Source organism: Kribbella sp. NPDC056951 (genome assembly GCF_042674205.1).
GTDB classification, from domain to species: Bacteria; Actinomycetota; Actinomycetes; order Propionibacteriales; family Kribbellaceae; genus Kribbella; species Kribbella yunnanensis.
Genome location: NZ_JBHUQZ010000007.1, coordinates 125,468 through 143,962, shown reverse-complemented (window position 1 = coordinate 143,962; position 18,495 = coordinate 125,468). Strand labels below are relative to the sequence as shown.

The following is an 18,495-nucleotide window of genomic DNA, read 5'->3' as shown; positions in this document are numbered from 1 at the left end:
CGATCCGGCTCAGCGGATCCAGTCGAAGCTCTCGGCGGTCGAGCCGGACGGCTTGTACTCCAGGGCGATCCAGCCGTCGTACCCCGCGGTGGCGAGGTCGGCGAGGTGCTGGTCGACCGGGATCTTCCCGGTACCGGGTTCGTTCCGGCCGGGCGCGTCGGCGATCTGTACGTGCGCGATCCGGTCCGCGAACCTGGTGATCGCCGTACTCACGTCGTCCCCGTTGACAGTGAGGTGGTAGATGTCGAGCAGCAGACCGATCGCGCCGGACTGCCGCCGTACCCGATCGACCACGGCGACCGCGTCGGCCGCGGTCTTGAGCGGGTAGCGGTCGACGCCACTGACCGGCTCGATCAGTACGACGCCACCCAGCGCACCGGCGGCAGTTGCGGCCAGCGCGAGGTTCTCGGCGGCGAGCTCGTCCTGCACCTGCGGGCTGAACCCGTCCACGCGGTTGCCGTAGAGCGCGTTGAACGCACGGCAGCCGAGCCGCTCCCCGATGCCGAGGGCGACCGGGATGTTGTCGCGGAACTCACGGGCCGTGTCCGGCGACGAGAGCAGACCGCGGTCACCGGACGGCAGGTCACCGGCTGCGAAGTTCAGCCCGATGAGCTGGACACCGGCGTCGGTGATCGCGCGTTCGAACGCGTCGACCTCGGCATCGCCCGGCAGATGGGTGTCGAACGGCCACCAGAACTCGACCGCCTCGAACCCGGCCGCCTTGGCCGCCGCCGGGCGCTCCAGCAGCGGCAGTTCGGTGAACAGGATCGAACAGTTGACGGCGAACCGGGCAGTGTTCATCGATCCCACCTTCCCGCAGGGCGTTGTATACCGGATACAGTAGGCCGCCGCTGCAGTGCGGTCAAGATCACATTCGACGCCGGATGTTCACGTCGTCCGCCGGTTGCGGACCGGTACCGTGTGCTACTGTCGTTACCGGTTGCAGTTTTTGCAGTTCCTCGATCGTTCATTGACGCCCGCGGATTTGTGATCCGCTGGGCGTTTTTTCTGTCCCGGGCCGGATGACCGCAACCAGTTCATTAATTTCTTTAGAAAGCGGTACATCATGGCCAGCGGTACAGTGAAGTGGTTCAACGGCGAGAAGGGCTTCGGCTTCATCTCCCCGGACGGCGGCGGCGCCGACGTGTTCGTGCACTACTCGGCGATCGCGACCGACGGCTTCCGTAGCCTCGACGAGAACCAGAAGGTCGAGTTCGACCTGACCCAGGGCCAGAAGGGCCCGCAGGCGGAGAACGTTCGCCCGGTCTGAACGACTTAGAAAGGCCCCGGTTCGCTTCGGCGACCCGGGGCTTTTTCTTTATGTCCAGAGATATTCGCCGTCGGTGAGCTGATCAGTGCGGCTCAGCCCGACAGCCGCGGCGACTGCAGCCGAGGCCAGGTGGTCGGGGTGAATATGGGCAATGATCCGAAGATCCTGAGCCTTCAGCCGATCGGCCAGCCCGATAGCCGCTTCCTTGGCGTAGCCGTGACCCTGCCAGGCAGAACCGATCACCCAGGCGATCTCCGCCGTACTGCCGGTCACAGTGCTCTGCACAAAGCCGATGAGCTCGTCACCGGCCCGGATCACCCAATTGAGCCAGTGCTCGTCCGCTCGCCCGGGTCCCGCGACCTGACGCTCGTACCGGGCCCGGAGCGCGTCCACGGTCGGCGGCTCACCACCAGTGAAGGAATACAGAGCCGGGTCGGACAGTACGCCGGCCATCTCCTCGGCGTACTGGGGTGCCAGTGGGAGCAGTGTCAGGCGAGAGGTGCTGAAGGCGGTTGCGATCACGTAGTCACGGTAGCGCCGGGCGGCTCGGCAGATCCCTCCACTGCCGACTCACCCGGCGCCACCACCCGCATCCGGGCGTTGGTGTGCGTATCGAACTGGGGCTTGCGATGATCGCCGGCCCGGTACGGCGCGACCCGCTCCTCGTAGTGCAGAGCGGCGTCGGCGGCGCACCCCAGCAGTTCACCCGTTTCGACGGTCTCCCCCTGGCTGACCGTCGGTTCGGACAGCGGCCGGTAGAGGTGCCAGATCGCGTTCGACTCGACCACGACCTGGTCACCGTCCACGTGCACCACCACACCGGCCAAAGTCGCCCGGACCGTTCCTCCGGGCTGGGTGCGGTAGTCACGACCTGAATGGTCCGCGGGCTCGTACTCGCGAACCACCACTGGCTTGTGCACCGGTGCTGCCATGACCAGATGGTGCTGGCAGACCTTCAGCCAGTCTTAAAGCCGAGCCGGTACGGCGGGGTAGGGCGCAGGCTCGACCTCCAGCTCGCCCATCCGCTGCACGTAGGTCCGGTACGCCCGACGTGCTTCGCCGTGTGCACCGCTCGCCTGGAACGCCGAAACCAGGCCCAGGTGCGCGCGCTCGTCGTACTGGTCCCGCTGGAGGATGCGGAGCAGGTACCCGGCCGTCGCGTCCGGGTCACGTCGTCCCCGCTCGGCCAGGACCCGTGCCACCCGGACATAGAGCGCCCTGGCCTCCTCACGCATCCCTGCGGCCCAGTCGGCGTACACGTCCTCTTCAAGGAAGTCACCGCTGTACGCCGCCTCTGCCGCCCGCAGCAACCGCAGATCGCTGGCATTGAGCCCCTCGCGGGCATCGCGCAGGAACAGCTCGACGTCGACCGCCGTCTGGTCGCCATCGAGCCAGATAGTCGCCCGGTCGGCGCCGACGAAGCGGTCCGGCGGGTACTTCTTCTCCGGGTCGAGCACGGACCGCACGGTCGACAGGGCGACCGACAGCCGCGGGGACGCGACCGTTTCGTCCTGGTCCGGCCAGAGCAGGTCCAGCAGCTGCACCCGCGCGACCGGTCGGCAGCGGCGGGCGACCAGGATCTTCAGCAGGTCCCGGGCCTTCTTGGACGGCCACTCCCCCAGTTGGACCGCCTTGCCGGCGCGCAGCACCCGGAAGCCGCCCAGACACTCCACCTTCACCGCAGCAGGACCGGTCTGGTCGCTAGTAGCCAGTGCTGCGGCCGCATAGCGCGTCGCACCGGCCGCCAGGAAGCGTTGGTGCGCTCGCATGGCGAGTTCGCGTCCCTCTGCACCACTGGTCCGCTTGGCCAGCATCAGCTCCGCGCGGGCCTCACCCAACTGGTCGCCCAGCTCGCTGCGAATGTTCAGCACCTCGTGGAGGACCGATGCGCCACCAGCCTCGGCGTACAGCTCCAGAGCGTCGGCCAGACCGGCACGGTCGCGCCGCTTACGGCAGAGCGCGGCAGCCTCCTCTGCAGTCGCCGCAGCGTCAGCACGGTTGCCGGCGTGCAGCGTGACCCAGCCCAAAGCGACCAGCGCACCCGAGAGCCCCAGAACCGGGCCATAGGCAACGGCCTGCCGGGCCAACTCAGCCAGCTCCGCTGCGCGCTGCGGCTCCTCTACTGCCAGGACTCGCGCCAAGCCAGCCAGCGACGGGACCAGCGACTGCATGTCCTTGGTCGCCTCACCGATCGCAATGGCCTCCTCAAAACACGCCCTGGCCATCGCACGGTCGCCACGCTGGCGATAGACCTCGCCAAGTACCGACAGCGGCTGGGCGACCCGCTTGGAGTCCAGCTTCTGGTAGAGCGCACGGGACGCTTCCAGCTCACCGATCGCCTCATCCAGCCGGCCACGACGCAGCAGCGCCTCGCCACGGTTGTTGAGGGCCAGCGCACGGAACACTGCGAAGCCGGCGCGATCCGCGAGCTCCAACGCGATGTCGAGCTGCTGTAGACCCAGCTCGTAGTCGCCCTCGGCGATGTGGTGCGACGAGCGGTTCACCCGGATCCGGATCGACTGCAGGAGGTCACCGGCACGCTCTGCATGGTCCAGCGCATACAGGTAGTGCGACGAGTTGCCACTCGGGTCGCTGTCGACCGCAGCCAGCATCGCCAGCACAGTGTGCGAGATAGCCAGCGCCCTGTCATCACCAGACACCTTGGCCGTCTCGTAGGCCGAGTTGATCAGCGCCCGGCACTCTTCGAACTCACCACGCAGCCAGTGTGCGCCCGCCCACCACGCCTGCAGTAGAGCCTCGTCAGTCGGCTGCTGCCCGTCGATGCGACCACGCTGGTACGTCGCGATCGCCACATCGGTCTGACCACGCAGATGGTGGATGAGCCCCAGCCGCCAAGCCACGCCCACCGGGATCTCGCCGTCCGGTTCGATGATGCGGTCGAAACACTCGACTGCACCCTGCCAGTCCCCCAGCACCTGCCGGGCTTCCCCTTCGAGCTGGTCCAGCGCAGCACCGCGCAGGTCGGCCGGCAGTGCGGCGACCGCTGCGACCACTACCTCGGCCAGCCCACCCGCAACCATCGAGTGGCCGGTCTCGGTGAGCATCCGGGCCACTCTGGCCGGGTCGACCGACTGATAGCAGGCCAGTGCGTCACGGTGCTCACCGACAGACTCGAACCACTTCCCAGCTCGCAGAGTCAGCTCGGCAAGCTCCGGCTCGTCCACCACCAGCCTGTCGTTGGCGAAGTTCTTGACGAGCGGATTGAGCTCGTAGCCATCCGCCTCACCCGCTGAGACCAACAGACCCCGGGTCCGCAGTTGGTGCAGCGTGTCGGCGTTGTCGGTGAGGCCGATCGCCTGACACAGCTCAGATCCGAACCTGGGCAGTACCGCAACGCCCGCCACCAGACGACGTACCAATGGAGGCTCGGCGGCGAAGACCTCCTCAGCCAGGTAGTCATAGAGCGGACCGTCCGAGCGCAGCGCCCGCCGCAGCCGACCAGCCCGCTCAGCCGCCGGTGCAGTCCGCAGCGCCTCGACAGCCAGCCGTACGGCTGCCGGCCAGCCCTGCACCGCCGCCTGCAACGGCTCCGCGAGGTCCGCCGTACCTTCACCGAGCACCTTCTCCAGTACGGCGACAGTCTCGGGGACTGTGAACGCCAGCGCGGTCGCGTCGATCTCCAGGACCTGACCCCGGCCACGCAACCTGTCGATCCCGAACGGCATCGAGGTGCGGGACGCGACAACCAGGTGCACGTTCGCTGGCGCTATCCGCACGAGGCCCTCGATCAGCCGCGTCGCTGGTGCATCTGGGCCTAGCTCGTGCAGATCGTCGAGCACCAGGACCAGGTCCTCGTTGAGGTTGTGATCAAGGGCGTCTGCCAGCAGAGCGGCGTACGCGAGGGCTCTGGTCTCCTGCTCGGCGTCTGCGTCCGGTCCGCGGGGACTCTGCAGCTCAGCCGGGATAGAAGCGAGCGCTGGCACCTGACTGCGCAGAGCGGCCACCAGACGCGCCACCATGCCGGCCAGCGACGCGTCCTCGGCTCGCACGGTGTGCCAGGCACAGGTGCGTCCAGCCGCCCAGGCCGACAACAAAGTCGACTTGCCGAATCCAGCGTCGGCCACCACGGTCAGCAACCGTCGGTGCACGCCCTCGTCCAGCAACGCCGTCAGCCGCGGCCGGCCCACCGTCCCCGCCCCAGGTTCCATCAGCCCCGCACCTCCTCCCCAGCTCCCCGCAACAGGACAGCACCAGCAGCATCCGGAGCGCAACCAGGTTGTCACCCAACCGTGGTGAATAGTCTCGGATTCTCGCCGTACCGGCAACGGAAACAGCCGCCCCGCGGCCAGCCGGTCACGGGACTGTCCACGGTCAGCCGTAAGGTGGGTGCCCATGAATGACCGGCTGGTGTGGATCGACTGCGAGATGACCGGCCTCGACCTGGCGGCAGACGCCCTGATCGAGGTCGCGGTGCTGGTCACCGACTACGAACTGAACGTGCTCGGTGACGGGATCGACCTGGTGATCAAGCCGCCCGCCGCCGCCCTCGAGCAGATGGGCGACTTCGTCCGCGACATGCACACCGGCTCCGGCCTGCTCGCCGAGCTCGACCAGGGCATCGACCTCGCCGACGCCGAACAACAGGTCCTCGACTTCATCGCCGGCTACGTCAAAGACCCCCGCAAAGCCGCCCTGGCCGGCAACTCCGTCGGCACCGACCGCACCTTCCTGGTCCGCGACATGCCCCGCGTCGAAGCGCACCTGCACTACCGCAACGTCGACGTCAGCTCCATCAAGGAACTCGTCCGCCGCTGGTACCCCCGCGTCTACTACGCCACCCCCGCCAAGACCGGCAACCACCGAGCCCTCGCCGACATCCGCGAGAGCATCTCCGAACTCCGCTACTACCGGCAGACCGTCTTCGTCCCCCAACCCGGCCCGGATTCGGACACCGCCAGAGCCGCCGCAGCCGCCGTCTCGGAGTCCTGAACCCCCGATTTTTAGTAGCAGCACATCATCGCTATGATTACCCAGCCGCCGCAGTACTGAGCGGCAATGGTGGGTGTAGCTCAGCTGGTAGAGCACCTGGTTGTGGTCCAGGTGGTCGCGGGTTCAAGTCCCGTCACTCACCCTCAGGCGAAGGCGACCTGTGTCCGCGGAAAGCGCGGACCGGGTCGCCTTCGGCATTTTGTGCGCCTGCGCTTCGCTTGGCGCGGGCGGGGGCTTCGCCACCCGCACCCCCTTCGCCTTCGCTTCGCTCGGCTGCTGTGGCTGAGGTTGCTTCTCGCCCTTCGCCTTCGCTTCGCTCGGCTGCTGTGGCTGGGGCAGGCTTCCCGGGTCCGCGCTGTGGCTGGGGGGCGCTGTTTGCTGGGCTACTACGGTCGGCGTACTACAAGCAGCTTCCTCTGTTGGGTTAGGCGCACATGCCGTCGCATTCTTCTTGCCAGAAGGTGCCGCAGCCGGAGTCGTCCCAGACGCAGCCGCGGGGGGCGCAGTAGGAGGGGCCGTTGCAGTAGTCGTCGTGTTTGCAGCAGTTGCAGTCGGGGTCGGGGATTCTGTCCGCGGGGCTCGCGGGTGAGCCGAGGGACGAGAGTAGGTGGGCTGTCTCGGGGGCGCCGAAGGCAGCGGTTATGTGGGACTTCAGTGCCTTGGTGTCTTGGTTTGGGGTGTTCGGGTCGAAGACGGAATCGGTGGCAATGAAGTTGTCCAGGGCGGCCAGTGCTTTGTGCTGGGCGGCTGTTAGGGACTTGTGCTCGGCGCGGTAGCGGAGGATGTGTTCGCGCCACAGGGTGGCCCGGGTGGAGACGGGGAGCTTGCGGAAGATTTCCTTGCGGAACGCAAGTTGGTAGCGGCTGAACTCGCCGTATGTGCGGGGGAGGTTGTTCCGGTTGGCGGCGACCCAGTTTTTGGCGGCGGTGGCTCGCTCTGCTGCGAAGGCGGGGGCTGCTCCGCCTAGCACGACGCCACCGGCGAGCATCGCACCCCACCGAAGGAACTGCGCGCGGCTGACGCCGACCGGCCGCGTGGTCGCTTGGAGTGGCTGGCGCACCCTTGCCTGCAGCTGCCCCAGGGCGTCAAGTACGCGGATGGTTCGGCTCATCCCCAGGCGGCCGACGAGTGGTGCCACCAGCTGGCGCCCGGTCCAGCCTCGCACCTGCTGCCCGTTGTGCCGGATCCGCAGCAGGGTGGGCCCGAACGGCGGCTCCGCGCCGAAGGCTGTCGCGCGCCACCGCTCCACTTGCGAATCCTTCAACGGCAACACCTGCAGACGTCCGCCCGCGGCGGCTTCCGCCGCCCGCGCGATCTCGTCACAAGTACTGCACGCCGCGTCGAAGGCGAGTACCCAGCGTTCGTTTTCCCCAGTCTCAACCATGAACATTTAGTACGTCGCCGCTGTCCCAGGAGCCATCTTTTCGACGACGATCGACGACCACAGGGTCCGGGGGTCGCCGCCTTTTCGATCTGGGCGAAAAGGAGGCGGAACGACACCGCCCAGATCTCCGGCAGTAGGGTCTGCCCGTTCGGCTGCTCGTTTCGGTCGCGAATTCGCGGGCGGCTCGGTCCTACGCTGGCGCCATGATCTTGGGATGGCGCCGGCGGCGCAGCGTGCTCGCGACCGGTTTGGCCGCGCTGCTTATCGGTGTCAGCGGCTGCTCCGGCGGGGACTCCGCGCCGGAGTCCGGTGCCCCGAACCCGCCGCCTTCGACAGTCCGGCCCGCGGAGGTGACGCAGCGGAACCCGGGGTGGGCGCTGGACCGGATCGACCAGCACCAGCGGCCGCTGAACCAGCGCTTCAGCACCACCGGTGAAGGACAGGGCGTGACGGTCTACGTCGTCGACGGGCTCTTCGACGTACTCCACTCCGACTTCGGCGGCCGGGCATCGGTGGGCCTCAAAGCCGGGGTGGCGTGCAGTTTGGAGGACGGCACCAACCATGGGCTCTTCGTGGCCGGGTTGGTGGCAGGCCGGCGTACCGGCGTCGCCAAGCAGGCAAAGGTCGTCTCGGTCGGTTCGAGCTACGGCTGCGAGGGCCTCGAAGGGGAGGTGACCGAGGCCCAGCGGGTGGCGCGGCTCGCCGAGGCTCTCAACTGGGTGGCCGACCACGCGACCAAGCCCGCGGTGGTGAATCTGTCCTTCAACGTGAGTCCGCCGGTACCCGCGATCACTGCTGCCGTGCAGCGGATCGTCGACGCCGGCCTCACGGTTGTCGCCTCGGCCGGTAACGACGGCGAGGACGCCTGCAAGCATCCCCCGGCCGGCCTGCCCAAGGTCGTCACGGTGGCCGCATCGACCGAGACCGACGAAGACGCCGGCCTGAACCACGGCCGCTGTGTGGACCTTTTCGCCCCCGCCGAGAACGTCACCTCACTGGTGGACAAAACCCTCGTCCCGAGCGGCATCGCCGCCTCGGAGGGCGCCGCGACGTCCTGGGCAGCCCCGATCGTCAGCGGCGCGGCCGCCCTCTACCTCTCCGTCCACAGGACAGCCACGCCGGAGGAAGTGCGCACCTGGCTGATCAAGAACGCCACCCAAGGCGCTCTGAAGGGTCCCCTCCAGGGCTCCCCCAACCGCCTCCTCTTCACCGGCGGCCCCCGCTGACTCGTCAGAAGACGAGGCTGAGCACCCAGACGGTGAACGCCACCAGCGCCACGGCGAACGTCACGGCGACGACTACTGCGTAGGCGAACCAGGAGCTTCCATTCACGGTCTTATCTTGCCAGGGGTGTGACCCAGCGAGGTGTTGGGTGCGTCTAGGGGGTGTAGGCGACCTGGTGGAGGGTGGATGAAGGGGATTGCGGAGTTCGAGGAGTTCGCTCGGGCTCGGGTGGGGCCTTTGTACCGGACTGCTTGGTTGTTGTGCGGGGATCGGCATCATGCCGAGGATCTGGTGCAGGAGACCTTGGCGAACATGCTGAAGGCCTGGAACCGGATCGACAGTCCGGAGGCTTACGCGCGGACTGCGCTGGTGCGGACCTTTGTTTCGCAGCGGCGGCGGAAGAGTTGGTCGGAGCGGCCTACGTCGGCGCTGCCGGAGAGCGCCGGGCCTGGTGTGGATGTCGAGCTGCGGGTGGCTTTGCAGGGGGCGCTTCGGGAGTTGCTTCCGTTGGATCGGGCGGTGTTGGTGCTGCGGTACTTCGAAGATCGCAGCGTCGAGCAGGTGGCGCTGGATCTGGGGAAGAAGCCGAGTGCGATCACCACCCGGACGGCGCGGGCGCTGGAGCGGTTGCGCGCGGTGCTCGGGGACGACGTCGGACAGTTGATCGCTCAGTGAACAGGAGAAGGTGTGAACAAGCTTGATGGTCAGCTGCCCGGCTTGATGGCTCGGGCCACCGACGGGCTGGAGCCGGAGTCGGTTGATCTGGTGCAGCGCAGTCTGGCGCAGGGGGTTCGATTGCGGCGCCGGCGTAGTACGGCTGCCGGCGTGGCCGCGGGAGGCGCCGTACTGGTGACGATGGGGCTGGTGGTCGCCGGTTTCCAGCATTTCGATCACCGCGGGGACGCTGGGCCGATGGTGGCCGGTCCGCCGGTGGCGTCCACCAAGCCGACCAACACTCTGTCCGGTCTGCCGTCGACGCAGCCGACGAAGATCCCGAAGCCGAAGCCCGGCGGCCCGACGCTGGCCACCTTGCGGTCGTTGCTCAAGGCACCTGGACGGACGCTGAGTGCGCCGGAGTCCTGGGGTAGCGAGAACGACGGGTTCTTCGCCGCCGCGTTGGTGGTCGACGACGGCAAGGGGAAGTCGCAGGTCCAGGTGCTCACCCAGCGGATGCTGCTGAACAGGCCGGTGAGCTGCAAGGACCTCCCCGGCTGCACGATGCGGCCGGACGGTTCCACGATCAGGTCGCAGCAGCTCGGTCAGGAGGGCAACGGAATCATCTCGAACTTCGTCGAGATCACCCGGAAGGACGGCAGGTTCATCGGGTTGACCAGCTACAACGCGGCCGGCGAGAAGGACACCAAGCCGACCCGCACCTCGCCGATCCTCAGCGTCGCGCAGCTGACCGAGCTCGCCGAGAGCAAGCTGTGGACGTACCCGGCCAAGGCCTCCAAGTAGGGACTCAGGTCAGGCAGCGGGACGGTAGGTCGAACCAGCGTAGGTGGTCGAAGTCGGTGTTGACGGTGCCTTCGGTGTCGGCGTTGCGGTCCTGGCAGGTCGAGAGCAGTTCGCGGGCCTCGGCCAGGTAGTCCTGGAGCGCCGACTCGGGGGCGGTGTGGTCGTGCCGCGGATACCGCAGTTTGCCGTCGGCGTCGTACCCGACCGCGGACAGGCGCATCGGCGGTTCCACCGGTCCACGGTGGTGCCGCCACAGGCCGGTCGCCGGGTCGAAACGGTAGTCCCCGAGCAACCGCGCGCCGCCCTCGGCAACCAGCTTGACCGCCTCCACGACGTACTCGAAGACGGGCTCGGAGATGAAGTAGTTGAAGTTGACCCGCACCCAGCCGGGCTTGATGCCCTCGCAGCCGTGCATGATCTCCTCGGCGAACTCGGCCGAGCGCGCCAGGTCGATGCCCAGCAGCGAATGCCCGTACGGTCCGGCGCACGAACAGCCGCCACGGGACTGGATACCGAACAGGTCGTTCAGCAACGCGACCACGTAGTTGTGGTGCAGGTAGCGACCGGACGGCGCCTTGACCACGAACGACACGATCGAGAGCCGCTCGGAGTCCAGGTTGCCGAGGATCTCGATATTCGGTTCGCTGCGCCACGCCTCGACCGCGCGCCGCAGGTACGAGTCCTCGTGCGCCCGGATCACGTCGATCCCGACCGCCTGCTTCAGCTGGAACGCCAGCCCGGCCCGGATCGACCCGATGATGTCCGGCGTCCCGCCCTCCTCGCGATGGACCGGGTCGTCCAGGTAGCGGTGCGCGGTCGGGTTCACGAACGCGACCGTGCCACCACCCGGTACGTCGGGCACCCGGTTCCGCAGGAGTTCTCGCCGGGCGACCAGCACGCCCGGGGTTCCGGGACCGCCGATCAGCTTGTGCGGGCTGAGGAAGATCGCGTCCTTGTACGACAACGGGTCCGCGTCGCGACCGCCGTACATGTCGATCTCGACGTACGGCGCGGCGGCGGCGCAGTCCCAGAACGACAACGCACCGTGGCGATGCAGTAGCGCGGAGACACGGTGGGTGTTGCTGACGATCCCGGTGACGTTACTCGCGGCCGAGAACGACCCGATCTTCAGCGGACGATCGGCGTACTCGATCAGGCGCGCTTCCAGCTGCGGGATGTCGATGTGCCCGTCGGCGTCCTGGCTGATCGTCACCACATCGGCGATCGACTCCCGCCAGGGCAACTCGTTCGAGTGGTGCTCATACGGCCCGATGAAGACCACCGGGCGCTGCTCAGCCGGGATCTGCTCGCTCAGATGATGCTCGTCGTCCAGCTGTGCCGGCACCCGCAACCCCAGCACACCAACGAGTTTGTCGATCGCCCCGGTCGCTCCGGACCCACAGAAGATCAACGCAGTCTCGTCGTCGCCACCCACGCTCTCGTGGATGATCCGCCGCGCGTCCTCGCGTAACCGAGTCGTCTGCAAGCCGGTCCCGCTCGACTCGGTGTGCGTGTTCGCGTACCGCGGCAGGACCTCCTCCCGAATGAAGTCCTCGAGGAACGTCAACGCCCGCCCCGACGCGGTGTAGTCGGCATACGTCACCCGCCGCGGCCCGTACGGCCCCGGCATCACCTGGTCGTCACCGATCACCGAAGCGCGGATCCGCCGCAACAACGGCGACTCCGGCGGCGCCTCCACGCGTTCCCCCTGGATGGTCATGGGGCCAGCGTAGATCCGCGAGCGGCTAGTCCGGTAACACTTCTCCAGGTGCCGTCCTGGGCTCCTGTGGATAAGGTCGGGGCCATGACGTTTTCCGGTGAGTTGTGGGCTCGCGGCGGGGCCGATGTGTACGACGAGATCGTGCGGCATCCGTTCATCACCGGGCTGACGGACGGGACGCTCGACCACGATGCGTTCCGCTACTTCATCGTCCAGGACAGTCACTACCTGCGTGCGTACTCGCGGGCGCTCAGTCTGGTTGCGGGGCGGGCGACCGACGAGGACGCGGTCAGCATGTTCGCGCTGCACGCTGCCAACGCCATTGCGGTCGAGCGGGAGCTCCACAGCACACTGCTGACCGACTTGGGGCTCACCACGGCAGATGTCGAGGCGGCTGGCTCCAAGCCGACCACCACGGCGTACATGTCCTACCTGACCGCAGTCTGCGCCACCGGGACGTACGCCGAGGCCGTGGCCGCCGTACTGCCCTGCTACTGGATCTACCGGGACGTCGGGCGCGAGCTGCTGAAGCGGTCGTCGCCGGACCCGGTCTACCGGCAGTGGATCGAGACGTACGGTTCGGACGAGTTCGATGCGGTGGTCGAGTCCGTGCTGGCGGTGACCGACGTACTGGACGTCGGAGCGTCGGAGCGGGAACGTTGTCACCAGCACTTCGCGACCACGTGTCGCTACGAATGGATGTTCTGGGACGCCGCGTACACCAAGCTGGATTGGCCGGTCTGAACAATGGACTTCTACGACGTCGTGATCGTCGGTGGCGGGCACAACGGCCTCGTCGCCGCCACCTACCTGGCCCAGGCCGGCATGTCCACGCTCGTCCTCGAGCAGCAGCCCCACACCGGCGGCGCAGCGGTCAGCCAGCAGGTGTTCCCCGGCGTCGACGCACGCCTGTCGCGCTACTCGTACCTGGTCAGCCTGCTCCCCGACAAGATCGTGGCCGACCTGGGCCTGTCCCTGGAACTCCGCTCGCGCGCAGTGGCGTCATACACGCCTGTACGTCGTTCCGGTCGCGACGTCGGCCTCATGGTGGAGCGCCCGGAGGGTGCGGCGACCCGGGAGTCGTTCGCGCGGCTCACTGGCAGCGACGCCGAGTACGACGCGTGGACCGCCTTCTACGGTGCGGTCGGCACACTGGCCGAAGCCATAGCGCCGACCCTGCTCGAACCTCTCCAGTCCGCTTCTGCTTTGCGCTCCCGCGTCGACCCGGCGCTCTGGGACGAACTGATCGAGCGCCCCTTCGGTGAGTCCGTCGAACGCCGCTTCACCGACGACACCGTCCGCGGCGTAGTCGCAACCGACTCCGTCATCGGCACCTTCGCCGGGCTACACGACCCGTCTCTGATCCAGAACCGCTGCTTCCTCTACCACCTGATCGGCAACGGCACCGGCGAGTGGCGCGTACCCGTAGGCGGCATGGGCGCCGTCACCGACGCCCTGGCCGCCGCAGCCCGCCGAGCCGGCGCCTCCCTCATCACCAACGCCTCCGTGACATCGGTCGAGGTCGACGGCGTACGCGGCTCAGTCACCTGGCTCGGCGGCGACGGAGAACGCTCGGTCGACTGCTCCTACGTACTCGCCAACGTCGCCCCGGCAACCCTGGACACTCTGCGTGGCCGTGAGGTCTCGGTGAAGCCCGAAGGTTCGCAGCTCAAGATCAACCTGCTGCTCTCCCGCCTCCCCGCCCTGCGGTCCGGCGACGACCCCACCCGCGCCTTCGCCGGCACGTTCCACATCGACGAGGACTACACCCAACTCGAAACCGCCTACCGCTCCGCAGCCGGCGGCACCCTCCCCGCCGTACCGCCCTCAGAGGTCTACTGCCACTCCCTGACCGACCCGTCCATCCTCTCCCCCGACCTGATTGCCTCCGGCCACCACACCCTGACCGTCTTCGGCGTCCACTTCCCCGCCCGTTTGTTTGCCTCCGACAACGAATCGGCCCGCGCCGAAGCCACCCGTCGTACCCTGGCCGGCCTCGAGTCCTACCTCGCCGAACCCCTCGCCGACTGCATCGCCCACGACGCCGACGGCAACCCCTGCATCGAGGCCAAAACGCCGTACGACATCGAGGAATCCGTCGGCATGCCCGGCGGCCACATCTTCCACGGCGACCTCCAATGGCCCTGGTCCACCGACGACACCACCATCGGCCGCTGGGGCACCGAAACCGACACCGCCAACCTCCTCATCTGCGGCTCCGGCGCCCGCCGCGGCGGCGCCGTCTCCGGCCTCGGCGGCCACAACGCAGCCATGACGATCCTGACCCGCTAACCGATTTCGCATCTCCCCAAATCCCCTGCTAAGCTCCTCTTCGTTCGCAAGCAAGACCACAAAAGAACATGCGCCGCTAGCTCAATTGGCAGAGCAGCTGACTCTTAATCAGCGGGTTCGGGGTTCGAGTCCCTGGCGGCGCACAAACATGCAGGCCCGGGCACACATCGCAATGTGCACCGGGCCTTCGTGTGTCTCCAACACACCACAAACGCACCAGATTGCCGATCGACGCCCCCGATCTGATCGTAACTGTGCGTCATGTCACATCGACGCTCGTCGTTGCCGGTCTCCCGGATCTTCTCCCAGACGGCCGTTGAGGTTCCAACCATCACCCCGGTTGGAGGCCCGAGATGGCGAGACCACCGACACCCATCGGATCCTGGGGAGCGATCTCCACCTGAGTCACCGAGACCGACGCCAAGGGCAAGCCGGTCAAGCACACGCCCAGGCGCGGTATCGCGACCCCGACGGCCATCTCCGTCCTGTCAGCGCCTACGACAAGACTGAGACCGCCGCCGAAGCAGCCGTCCTCAAGAAGCTCCAAGACCGTGCAAGGTCAGCTCACGCGGGTGAGCTCACGGCGATGCACAAGATCAGCCACCTGATCGATCTATGGGAGAAGAAGTTCAAGAAACTCGTCGAGCTCGGCAAACGCTCCCCCACCTCCTACGACACCTACGAACGCGTCATCCACAACCACATCCGCCCCGCCATCGCCAAACTCCGCACCGGCGAAGCCACCACCCAGAGACTCGACAAAGTCATCACCACCATCAGCGACCGATCCGGCACCTCAACCGCCAAAACCGGCCGCGCCATCATCTCCGGCACGATGAGCCTCGCCGACAGCCGAGGTCGTAGGCCTCCGAAGAGCTACGGGCGGTCGAGGTACCAGCGTTGGTTGCTGGTGCCGAGGTATTGCCACAGGTGGACCTCGGCGCCTCGGTTGGGGTTACTTTGCGGGATGTCGACGGCGAGACCGCTGACTGTGGAGATGATGCTGTAGGTGCCGTTGGCACTGGGCTCGACGCGCCAGGTCTGGCAGGCCTGGTCGTTGGCCGTGGCGATGTCGACGACCGTTCCGAGCGTCGACCCGCAGGCGGCGGCGTTCAGTGGCTTCCCGGAGTTGCTGTCGAGGATCCGGTAGGCGTCGTCGCCCAGGCTCTCGAACTGCCACTTCTGGCAAGGCAGTGCGGCTGAGTAGTCCCAGATCCGCACGTTGGCACCATCGGCGGTGTTGCAGTTCTCGATGTCGATGACGCGGCCGACGTTCACCTCGGACCGGATCTTGTACTGCCGGTCGAGCTGTGGCGTGTTCAGGGCTGCTCGGATGATCCATTGCTGGCTTGCCGCGGCCGAGCAGGGCAGTTGCTCGAGTCGGGCGCCGTTTGCCTGCGAGGCCCCGATCACCTCTGCGCATTTGCTGCTGTGCCCGAAACGGAGCTGTACGACGGTGTCGTAGGAGCTGCCCTCGACGTAGTCGAGCGTCAGTTGCTGATTGGCTGCGCCCACACACGACCATTGCATCATTCGTGCGTGGTCAGCAGTCGAAGCGGCATCGACCCCCAGACACTTGGATGGCGCGTGAGCCGGCCGAACCTCGAACCGGTCAGTCCCGGCGACCCGATTCAGCCGGAAGCGCTGGTGCAGCGTGTTCTGGCAGTCCCATTGCTGGTGCAGCGCGCGATCGTCGACATTCGCGGCCGGCAGTTCCAGGCACTTGCCGCTGTGGCGCGCGACGATCTCGTAGGTCCGATTCTCGATGTCGAAGCCCGGGTTGGTCGCGGCACCGACCGCGGCCTCATCCCAGCCGAGAACGGGTGCCGAGTACGTCGTACCGGTCGATGCGAGGCTCCACACCTGGCGACCGGTTCCACGCGTGCCCGACGATGCCACGAGAGCTACATCGTCCTTGCCGTCCAGGTCGTAGTCACCGGTGGCTAGTGCCGTGTCTGCCGGGTCGAACGTCCCGGCCTTGCGCCACCACAGTGCCGGGCTGAGCGCCGTACCGGTGTTCTTGAACACCCACAGACCAGTGTCCTTCGAGCCATAGTCGTACAGCGCAACCAAGTCGTCCTTACCGTCGCCGTCGACGTCTGCCACCTCCGGGCGAGAGCGTTCCCAGCAGTACGACGTGTTGTCCGCCAGTACGGCCGGTGTCGCCGCGAACGCCGTACCGGTCGAGCGGAACCAGGACGTGACCGTGTGACAGCCGCCCAAGTTGCGCTGGTCGACCAGATCAGCCTTGCTGTCCCCGTCGATGTCGGTCAACACGGGCGCACTGCCCGCCCACTCCCCCGGCGTGTCCAGCCAGCTGACAGGGTTGCCCAAGTCGCCGCCGCGGAACACCAGCGTCTCCCAGCGGCCGGCACCGAGGTTGCGCTGCACGACGATATCGGACTTCTTGTCGCCGTCGACGTCACCGGCAAGCACCCGTGCGGTCGACAGCGCCCAGCTCGAGGTGCCGCTGCTCCAGACCGGAGTCGCCGCGCTGTCGTAACGGTTACCGTCGGACTTCAGCAGATACAGCGAGTTCCGCCGCCCGGCTTCCTCCCGGAACAGCGCGGCATCGGTCCGTCCGTCACCGTCGAAGTCTCCCTGCGCCGCTCGGCTGCGGAACAGCGGAAAGCCGCCGTTGTTGCCGCTGTCCCATCCAACGAAGCCGGTCTCGAAACCATCCTCCTTGGCGTCCACGTTCCAGACCGAGGTCCGGCCGAACCCGTGGTCGAGGACCAGCGAAACATCCGCCCGCCCATCGCCATTCACATCGCCGCGAACATGCGGCACCGGCTTCGGCTCGGTGGGCTCGTTGGCCGACAACCCGTACGCCGGTCCGGCCGGGCTGATGTTGCCTGCGGCATCGACTGCGCGGACGTACAACCGTTTGGTCGGAACCCCTCCAGTCCCCGGCCAAACGGTTACCGGGATCACCGCCGTACCGTCCGGCCCAGCCTTCACCCGCATCGTGGTCTTGTCCTGCTGGAAGCCGTAGGCGTACTCGGCGACCCCGGCGTCACCGGCAGCCGGCCGAAGGGTGATCCGCCCGGTCTTCCCGACGTCGATCTTCGGTTCGCCGTCGGGAAAGTCGGCGGACTCGATGCTCGGAGTCTGCGGCCGGCTGGTGTCGATGCGGAAAGAGCACCGCCCGGTCCACGGCCCGTTGTCGAGTCCGTCGGAGCTGTTCGCCGAGTACGAGTACACCTGACCGTCGATCAGCTTGCCATCCGGGATCACCGGCCAGGCGAACGCCGCCCCCGATGTCGTCGTACTCGAGGTCACGGCATGGACCAGCGTGCCGTCCGCCTTGTGCAACTGCAACTGGGAGGTCAGGTTCTGCCCGTTCGGATCAGTGGCCACCGCGGAGAACTGCGGCTGCGTCGTACCGATCGGCGTCGGATCGGCCGCCGAGCCACACGGCAGCGGCCGGGTGAAGTTCAGCTGCGTCGGCATCACCGGCGCATGGTTGTAGACGATGGTGATCTTCGCGCTGCCAGGCACGAACTTCTTCCACTGGTTGACATTGCCCTCATCCGGCGCCTGCAGACCAACGGTGACGAACCCGGTCTTGTTGTTCGCGGCCCGCTGAACCATCGCCGTCAGGTTCGAGCTGGCGAACTCCATCCCCATGTTCGGCTCACCACCAGCCGTCCAGGCGTGGCCGCTCGCGCTGTCGAGAAAACCCTTCCACGGAAGGGCGCCCTGGTTGTTCCAGGTCAACGGAACGGCCGGATCGATCGGCCCGGTCTCGTACAGGTTGACCGGCGTCGACGTCGAGGTCGGGCTGTGATCCAGGATGATCGAGAACGTCGCGCTGATGATCCGCGCGCCGCCGATCGGACCGGTCGGCAACTGGAAGAACGACCGGTACCGGACCTCACGGTCCCACGAAAACCCGACCTTCGCACCCTCGGCACGGTCGTAGTTCCAGTACGACTGATTCGGCGCCATCTGATTCACATGCGTCCAGCGATACGCCGTCCCCGTGTACGACAACCCCGTCGCCTGGGCCGCCAACGGAGCGGCCGTGGCCACCGGAATCCGTGGCTGCAGTGTCACTGGCAATGCGACCAGCAACCCGAGTAACAGAATCAACCATCTGCGTGCATTCAGCATGTCCACCCCCACAGGTCCGCGATCGTCACGGTTCGTGACGCACGGAGCACACCACGCTCGTCCAAGGCGCTCAACGGCTCT

Annotated in this window: 14 protein-coding genes and 2 tRNA genes; 9 read left to right on the top strand and 7 right to left on the bottom strand. The window is 67.2% G+C overall.

Annotated elements, in window-relative coordinates:
* Positions 1–9: 9 nt before the first annotated feature.
* The gene (locus tag ACFTSF_RS26410; protein ID WP_380156473.1) at positions 10–801 is read right to left on the bottom strand and encodes a hydroxypyruvate isomerase family protein; all 792 of its coding nucleotides are present in this window, start codon (positions 799–801) and stop codon (positions 10–12) included.
* 265 nt (positions 802–1,066) lie between these two features.
* Between ACFTSF_RS26410 and ACFTSF_RS26405 the strand changes: the two genes are divergently transcribed.
* A complete protein-coding gene (locus tag ACFTSF_RS26405; protein ID WP_132164162.1) occupies positions 1,067–1,270 on the top strand; it encodes a cold-shock protein in 204 nt (67 codons plus the stop codon).
* A 48-nt stretch (positions 1,271–1,318) separates the two neighbouring features.
* On the opposite strand, the gene ACFTSF_RS26400 is transcribed toward ACFTSF_RS26405, so the two are convergent.
* Genes ACFTSF_RS26400 through ACFTSF_RS26390 form a run of 3 tightly spaced genes read right to left on the bottom strand, consistent with a single transcriptional unit; the run spans position 1,319 to position 5,439 of the window.
* Positions 1,319–1,792 (bottom strand): GNAT family N-acetyltransferase, encoded by a 474-nt coding sequence (locus ACFTSF_RS26400; RefSeq protein ID WP_380156470.1) that lies wholly within the window; start codon positions 1,790–1,792, stop codon positions 1,319–1,321.
* A complete protein-coding gene (locus tag ACFTSF_RS26395) occupies positions 1,789–2,202 on the bottom strand; it encodes a peptidoglycan DD-metalloendopeptidase family protein (RefSeq protein WP_380156468.1) in 414 nt (137 codons plus the stop codon). The genes ACFTSF_RS26400 and ACFTSF_RS26395 overlap by 4 nt, the downstream gene beginning before the upstream one ends.
* A 33-nt stretch (positions 2,203–2,235) precedes the next feature.
* Entirely contained in the window at positions 2,236–5,439 is a 3,204-nt protein-coding gene (locus tag ACFTSF_RS26390) for a tetratricopeptide repeat protein (RefSeq protein WP_380156466.1), read from the bottom strand.
* 184 nt (positions 5,440–5,623) lie between these two features.
* Between ACFTSF_RS26390 and orn the strand changes: the two genes are divergently transcribed.
* Both orn and ACFTSF_RS26380 read left to right on the top strand, forming a co-directional pair.
* The gene (gene orn, locus ACFTSF_RS26385) at positions 5,624–6,220 is read left to right on the top strand and encodes an oligoribonuclease (RefSeq protein ID WP_344159064.1); all 597 of its coding nucleotides are present in this window, start codon (positions 5,624–5,626) and stop codon (positions 6,218–6,220) included.
* Positions 6,221–6,289: 69 nt separating this feature from the next.
* Positions 6,290–6,362, top strand: a tRNA-His gene (locus ACFTSF_RS26380).
* 282 nt (positions 6,363–6,644) lie between these two features.
* On the opposite strand, the gene ACFTSF_RS26375 is transcribed toward ACFTSF_RS26380, so the two are convergent.
* A complete protein-coding gene (locus ACFTSF_RS26375) occupies positions 6,645–7,604 on the bottom strand; it encodes a bacteriocin fulvocin C-related protein (protein ID WP_380156464.1) in 960 nt (319 codons plus the stop codon).
* Positions 7,605–7,807: 203 nt separating this feature from the next.
* On the opposite strand from ACFTSF_RS26375, the gene ACFTSF_RS26370 reads away from it, so the two are divergent.
* From ACFTSF_RS26370 to ACFTSF_RS26360, 3 genes are all read left to right on the top strand, one after another.
* Positions 7,808–8,830: a S8 family serine peptidase gene (locus ACFTSF_RS26370; RefSeq protein WP_380156462.1), complete on the top strand. Its 1,023-nt coding sequence runs from the start codon at positions 7,808–7,810 to the stop codon at positions 8,828–8,830.
* Positions 8,831–9,014: 184 nt separating this feature from the next.
* Positions 9,015–9,503, top strand: a complete 489-nt coding sequence (locus tag ACFTSF_RS26365) for a SigE family RNA polymerase sigma factor (protein ID WP_344159050.1) — start codon at positions 9,015–9,017, stop codon at positions 9,501–9,503.
* A 12-nt stretch (positions 9,504–9,515) separates the two neighbouring features.
* A complete protein-coding gene (locus ACFTSF_RS26360; protein ID WP_380156461.1) occupies positions 9,516–10,286 on the top strand; it encodes a hypothetical protein in 771 nt (256 codons plus the stop codon).
* Between the two features lie 4 nt (positions 10,287–10,290).
* On the opposite strand, the gene ACFTSF_RS26355 is transcribed toward ACFTSF_RS26360, so the two are convergent.
* On the bottom strand, positions 10,291–12,006 hold the full coding sequence (locus ACFTSF_RS26355) for an aminotransferase class V-fold PLP-dependent enzyme (protein WP_380156459.1): 1,716 nt from the start codon (positions 12,004–12,006) through the stop codon (positions 10,291–10,293).
* Positions 12,007–12,090: 84 nt separating this feature from the next.
* On the opposite strand from ACFTSF_RS26355, the gene tenA reads away from it, so the two are divergent.
* From tenA to ACFTSF_RS26340, 3 genes are all read left to right on the top strand, one after another.
* Complete coding sequence (gene tenA, locus ACFTSF_RS26350) at positions 12,091–12,750, top strand: thiaminase II (RefSeq protein ID WP_380156457.1); 660 nt, start codon at positions 12,091–12,093, stop codon at positions 12,748–12,750.
* Between the two features lie 3 nt (positions 12,751–12,753).
* The gene (locus tag ACFTSF_RS26345) at positions 12,754–14,298 is read left to right on the top strand and encodes a phytoene desaturase family protein (RefSeq protein ID WP_380156455.1); all 1,545 of its coding nucleotides are present in this window, start codon (positions 12,754–12,756) and stop codon (positions 14,296–14,298) included.
* A 70-nt stretch (positions 14,299–14,368) separates the two neighbouring features.
* Positions 14,369–14,441: transfer RNA gene (locus tag ACFTSF_RS26340), tRNA-Lys, on the top strand.
* 733 nt (positions 14,442–15,174) lie between these two features.
* On the opposite strand, the gene ACFTSF_RS26335 is transcribed toward ACFTSF_RS26340, so the two are convergent.
* The gene (locus tag ACFTSF_RS26335) at positions 15,175–18,414 is read right to left on the bottom strand and encodes an RICIN domain-containing protein (protein ID WP_380156454.1); all 3,240 of its coding nucleotides are present in this window, start codon (positions 18,412–18,414) and stop codon (positions 15,175–15,177) included.
* Positions 18,415–18,495: the final 81 nt, after the last annotated feature.

Bases quoted from the DNA above. Each gene is read 5' to 3' on its own strand.
- ACFTSF_RS26410 (WP_380156473.1), bottom strand. From the start codon at position 801: ATGAACACTGCCCGGTTCGCCGTCAACTGTTCGATCCTGTTCACCGAA.
- ACFTSF_RS26405 (WP_132164162.1), top strand. From the start codon at position 1,067: ATGGCCAGCGGTACAGTGAAGTGGTTCAACGGCGAGAAGGGCTTCGGC.
- ACFTSF_RS26395 (WP_380156468.1), bottom strand. From the start codon at position 2,202: ATGGCAGCACCGGTGCACAAGCCAGTGGTGGTTCGCGAGTACGAGCCC.
- ACFTSF_RS26390 (WP_380156466.1), bottom strand. From the start codon at position 5,439: ATGGAACCTGGGGCGGGGACGGTGGGCCGGCCGCGGCTGACGGCGTTG.
- orn (WP_344159064.1), top strand. From the start codon at position 5,624: ATGAATGACCGGCTGGTGTGGATCGACTGCGAGATGACCGGCCTCGAC.
- ACFTSF_RS26375 (WP_380156464.1), bottom strand. From the start codon at position 7,604: ATGGTTGAGACTGGGGAAAACGAACGCTGGGTACTCGCCTTCGACGCG.
- ACFTSF_RS26370 (WP_380156462.1), top strand. From the start codon at position 7,808: ATGATCTTGGGATGGCGCCGGCGGCGCAGCGTGCTCGCGACCGGTTTG.
- ACFTSF_RS26365 (WP_344159050.1), top strand. From the start codon at position 9,015: ATGAAGGGGATTGCGGAGTTCGAGGAGTTCGCTCGGGCTCGGGTGGGG.
- ACFTSF_RS26355 (WP_380156459.1), bottom strand. From the start codon at position 12,006: ATGACCATCCAGGGGGAACGCGTGGAGGCGCCGCCGGAGTCGCCGTTG.
- tenA (WP_380156457.1), top strand. From the start codon at position 12,091: ATGACGTTTTCCGGTGAGTTGTGGGCTCGCGGCGGGGCCGATGTGTAC.
- ACFTSF_RS26345 (WP_380156455.1), top strand. From the start codon at position 12,754: ATGGACTTCTACGACGTCGTGATCGTCGGTGGCGGGCACAACGGCCTC.
- ACFTSF_RS26335 (WP_380156454.1), bottom strand. From the start codon at position 18,414: ATGCTGAATGCACGCAGATGGTTGATTCTGTTACTCGGGTTGCTGGTC.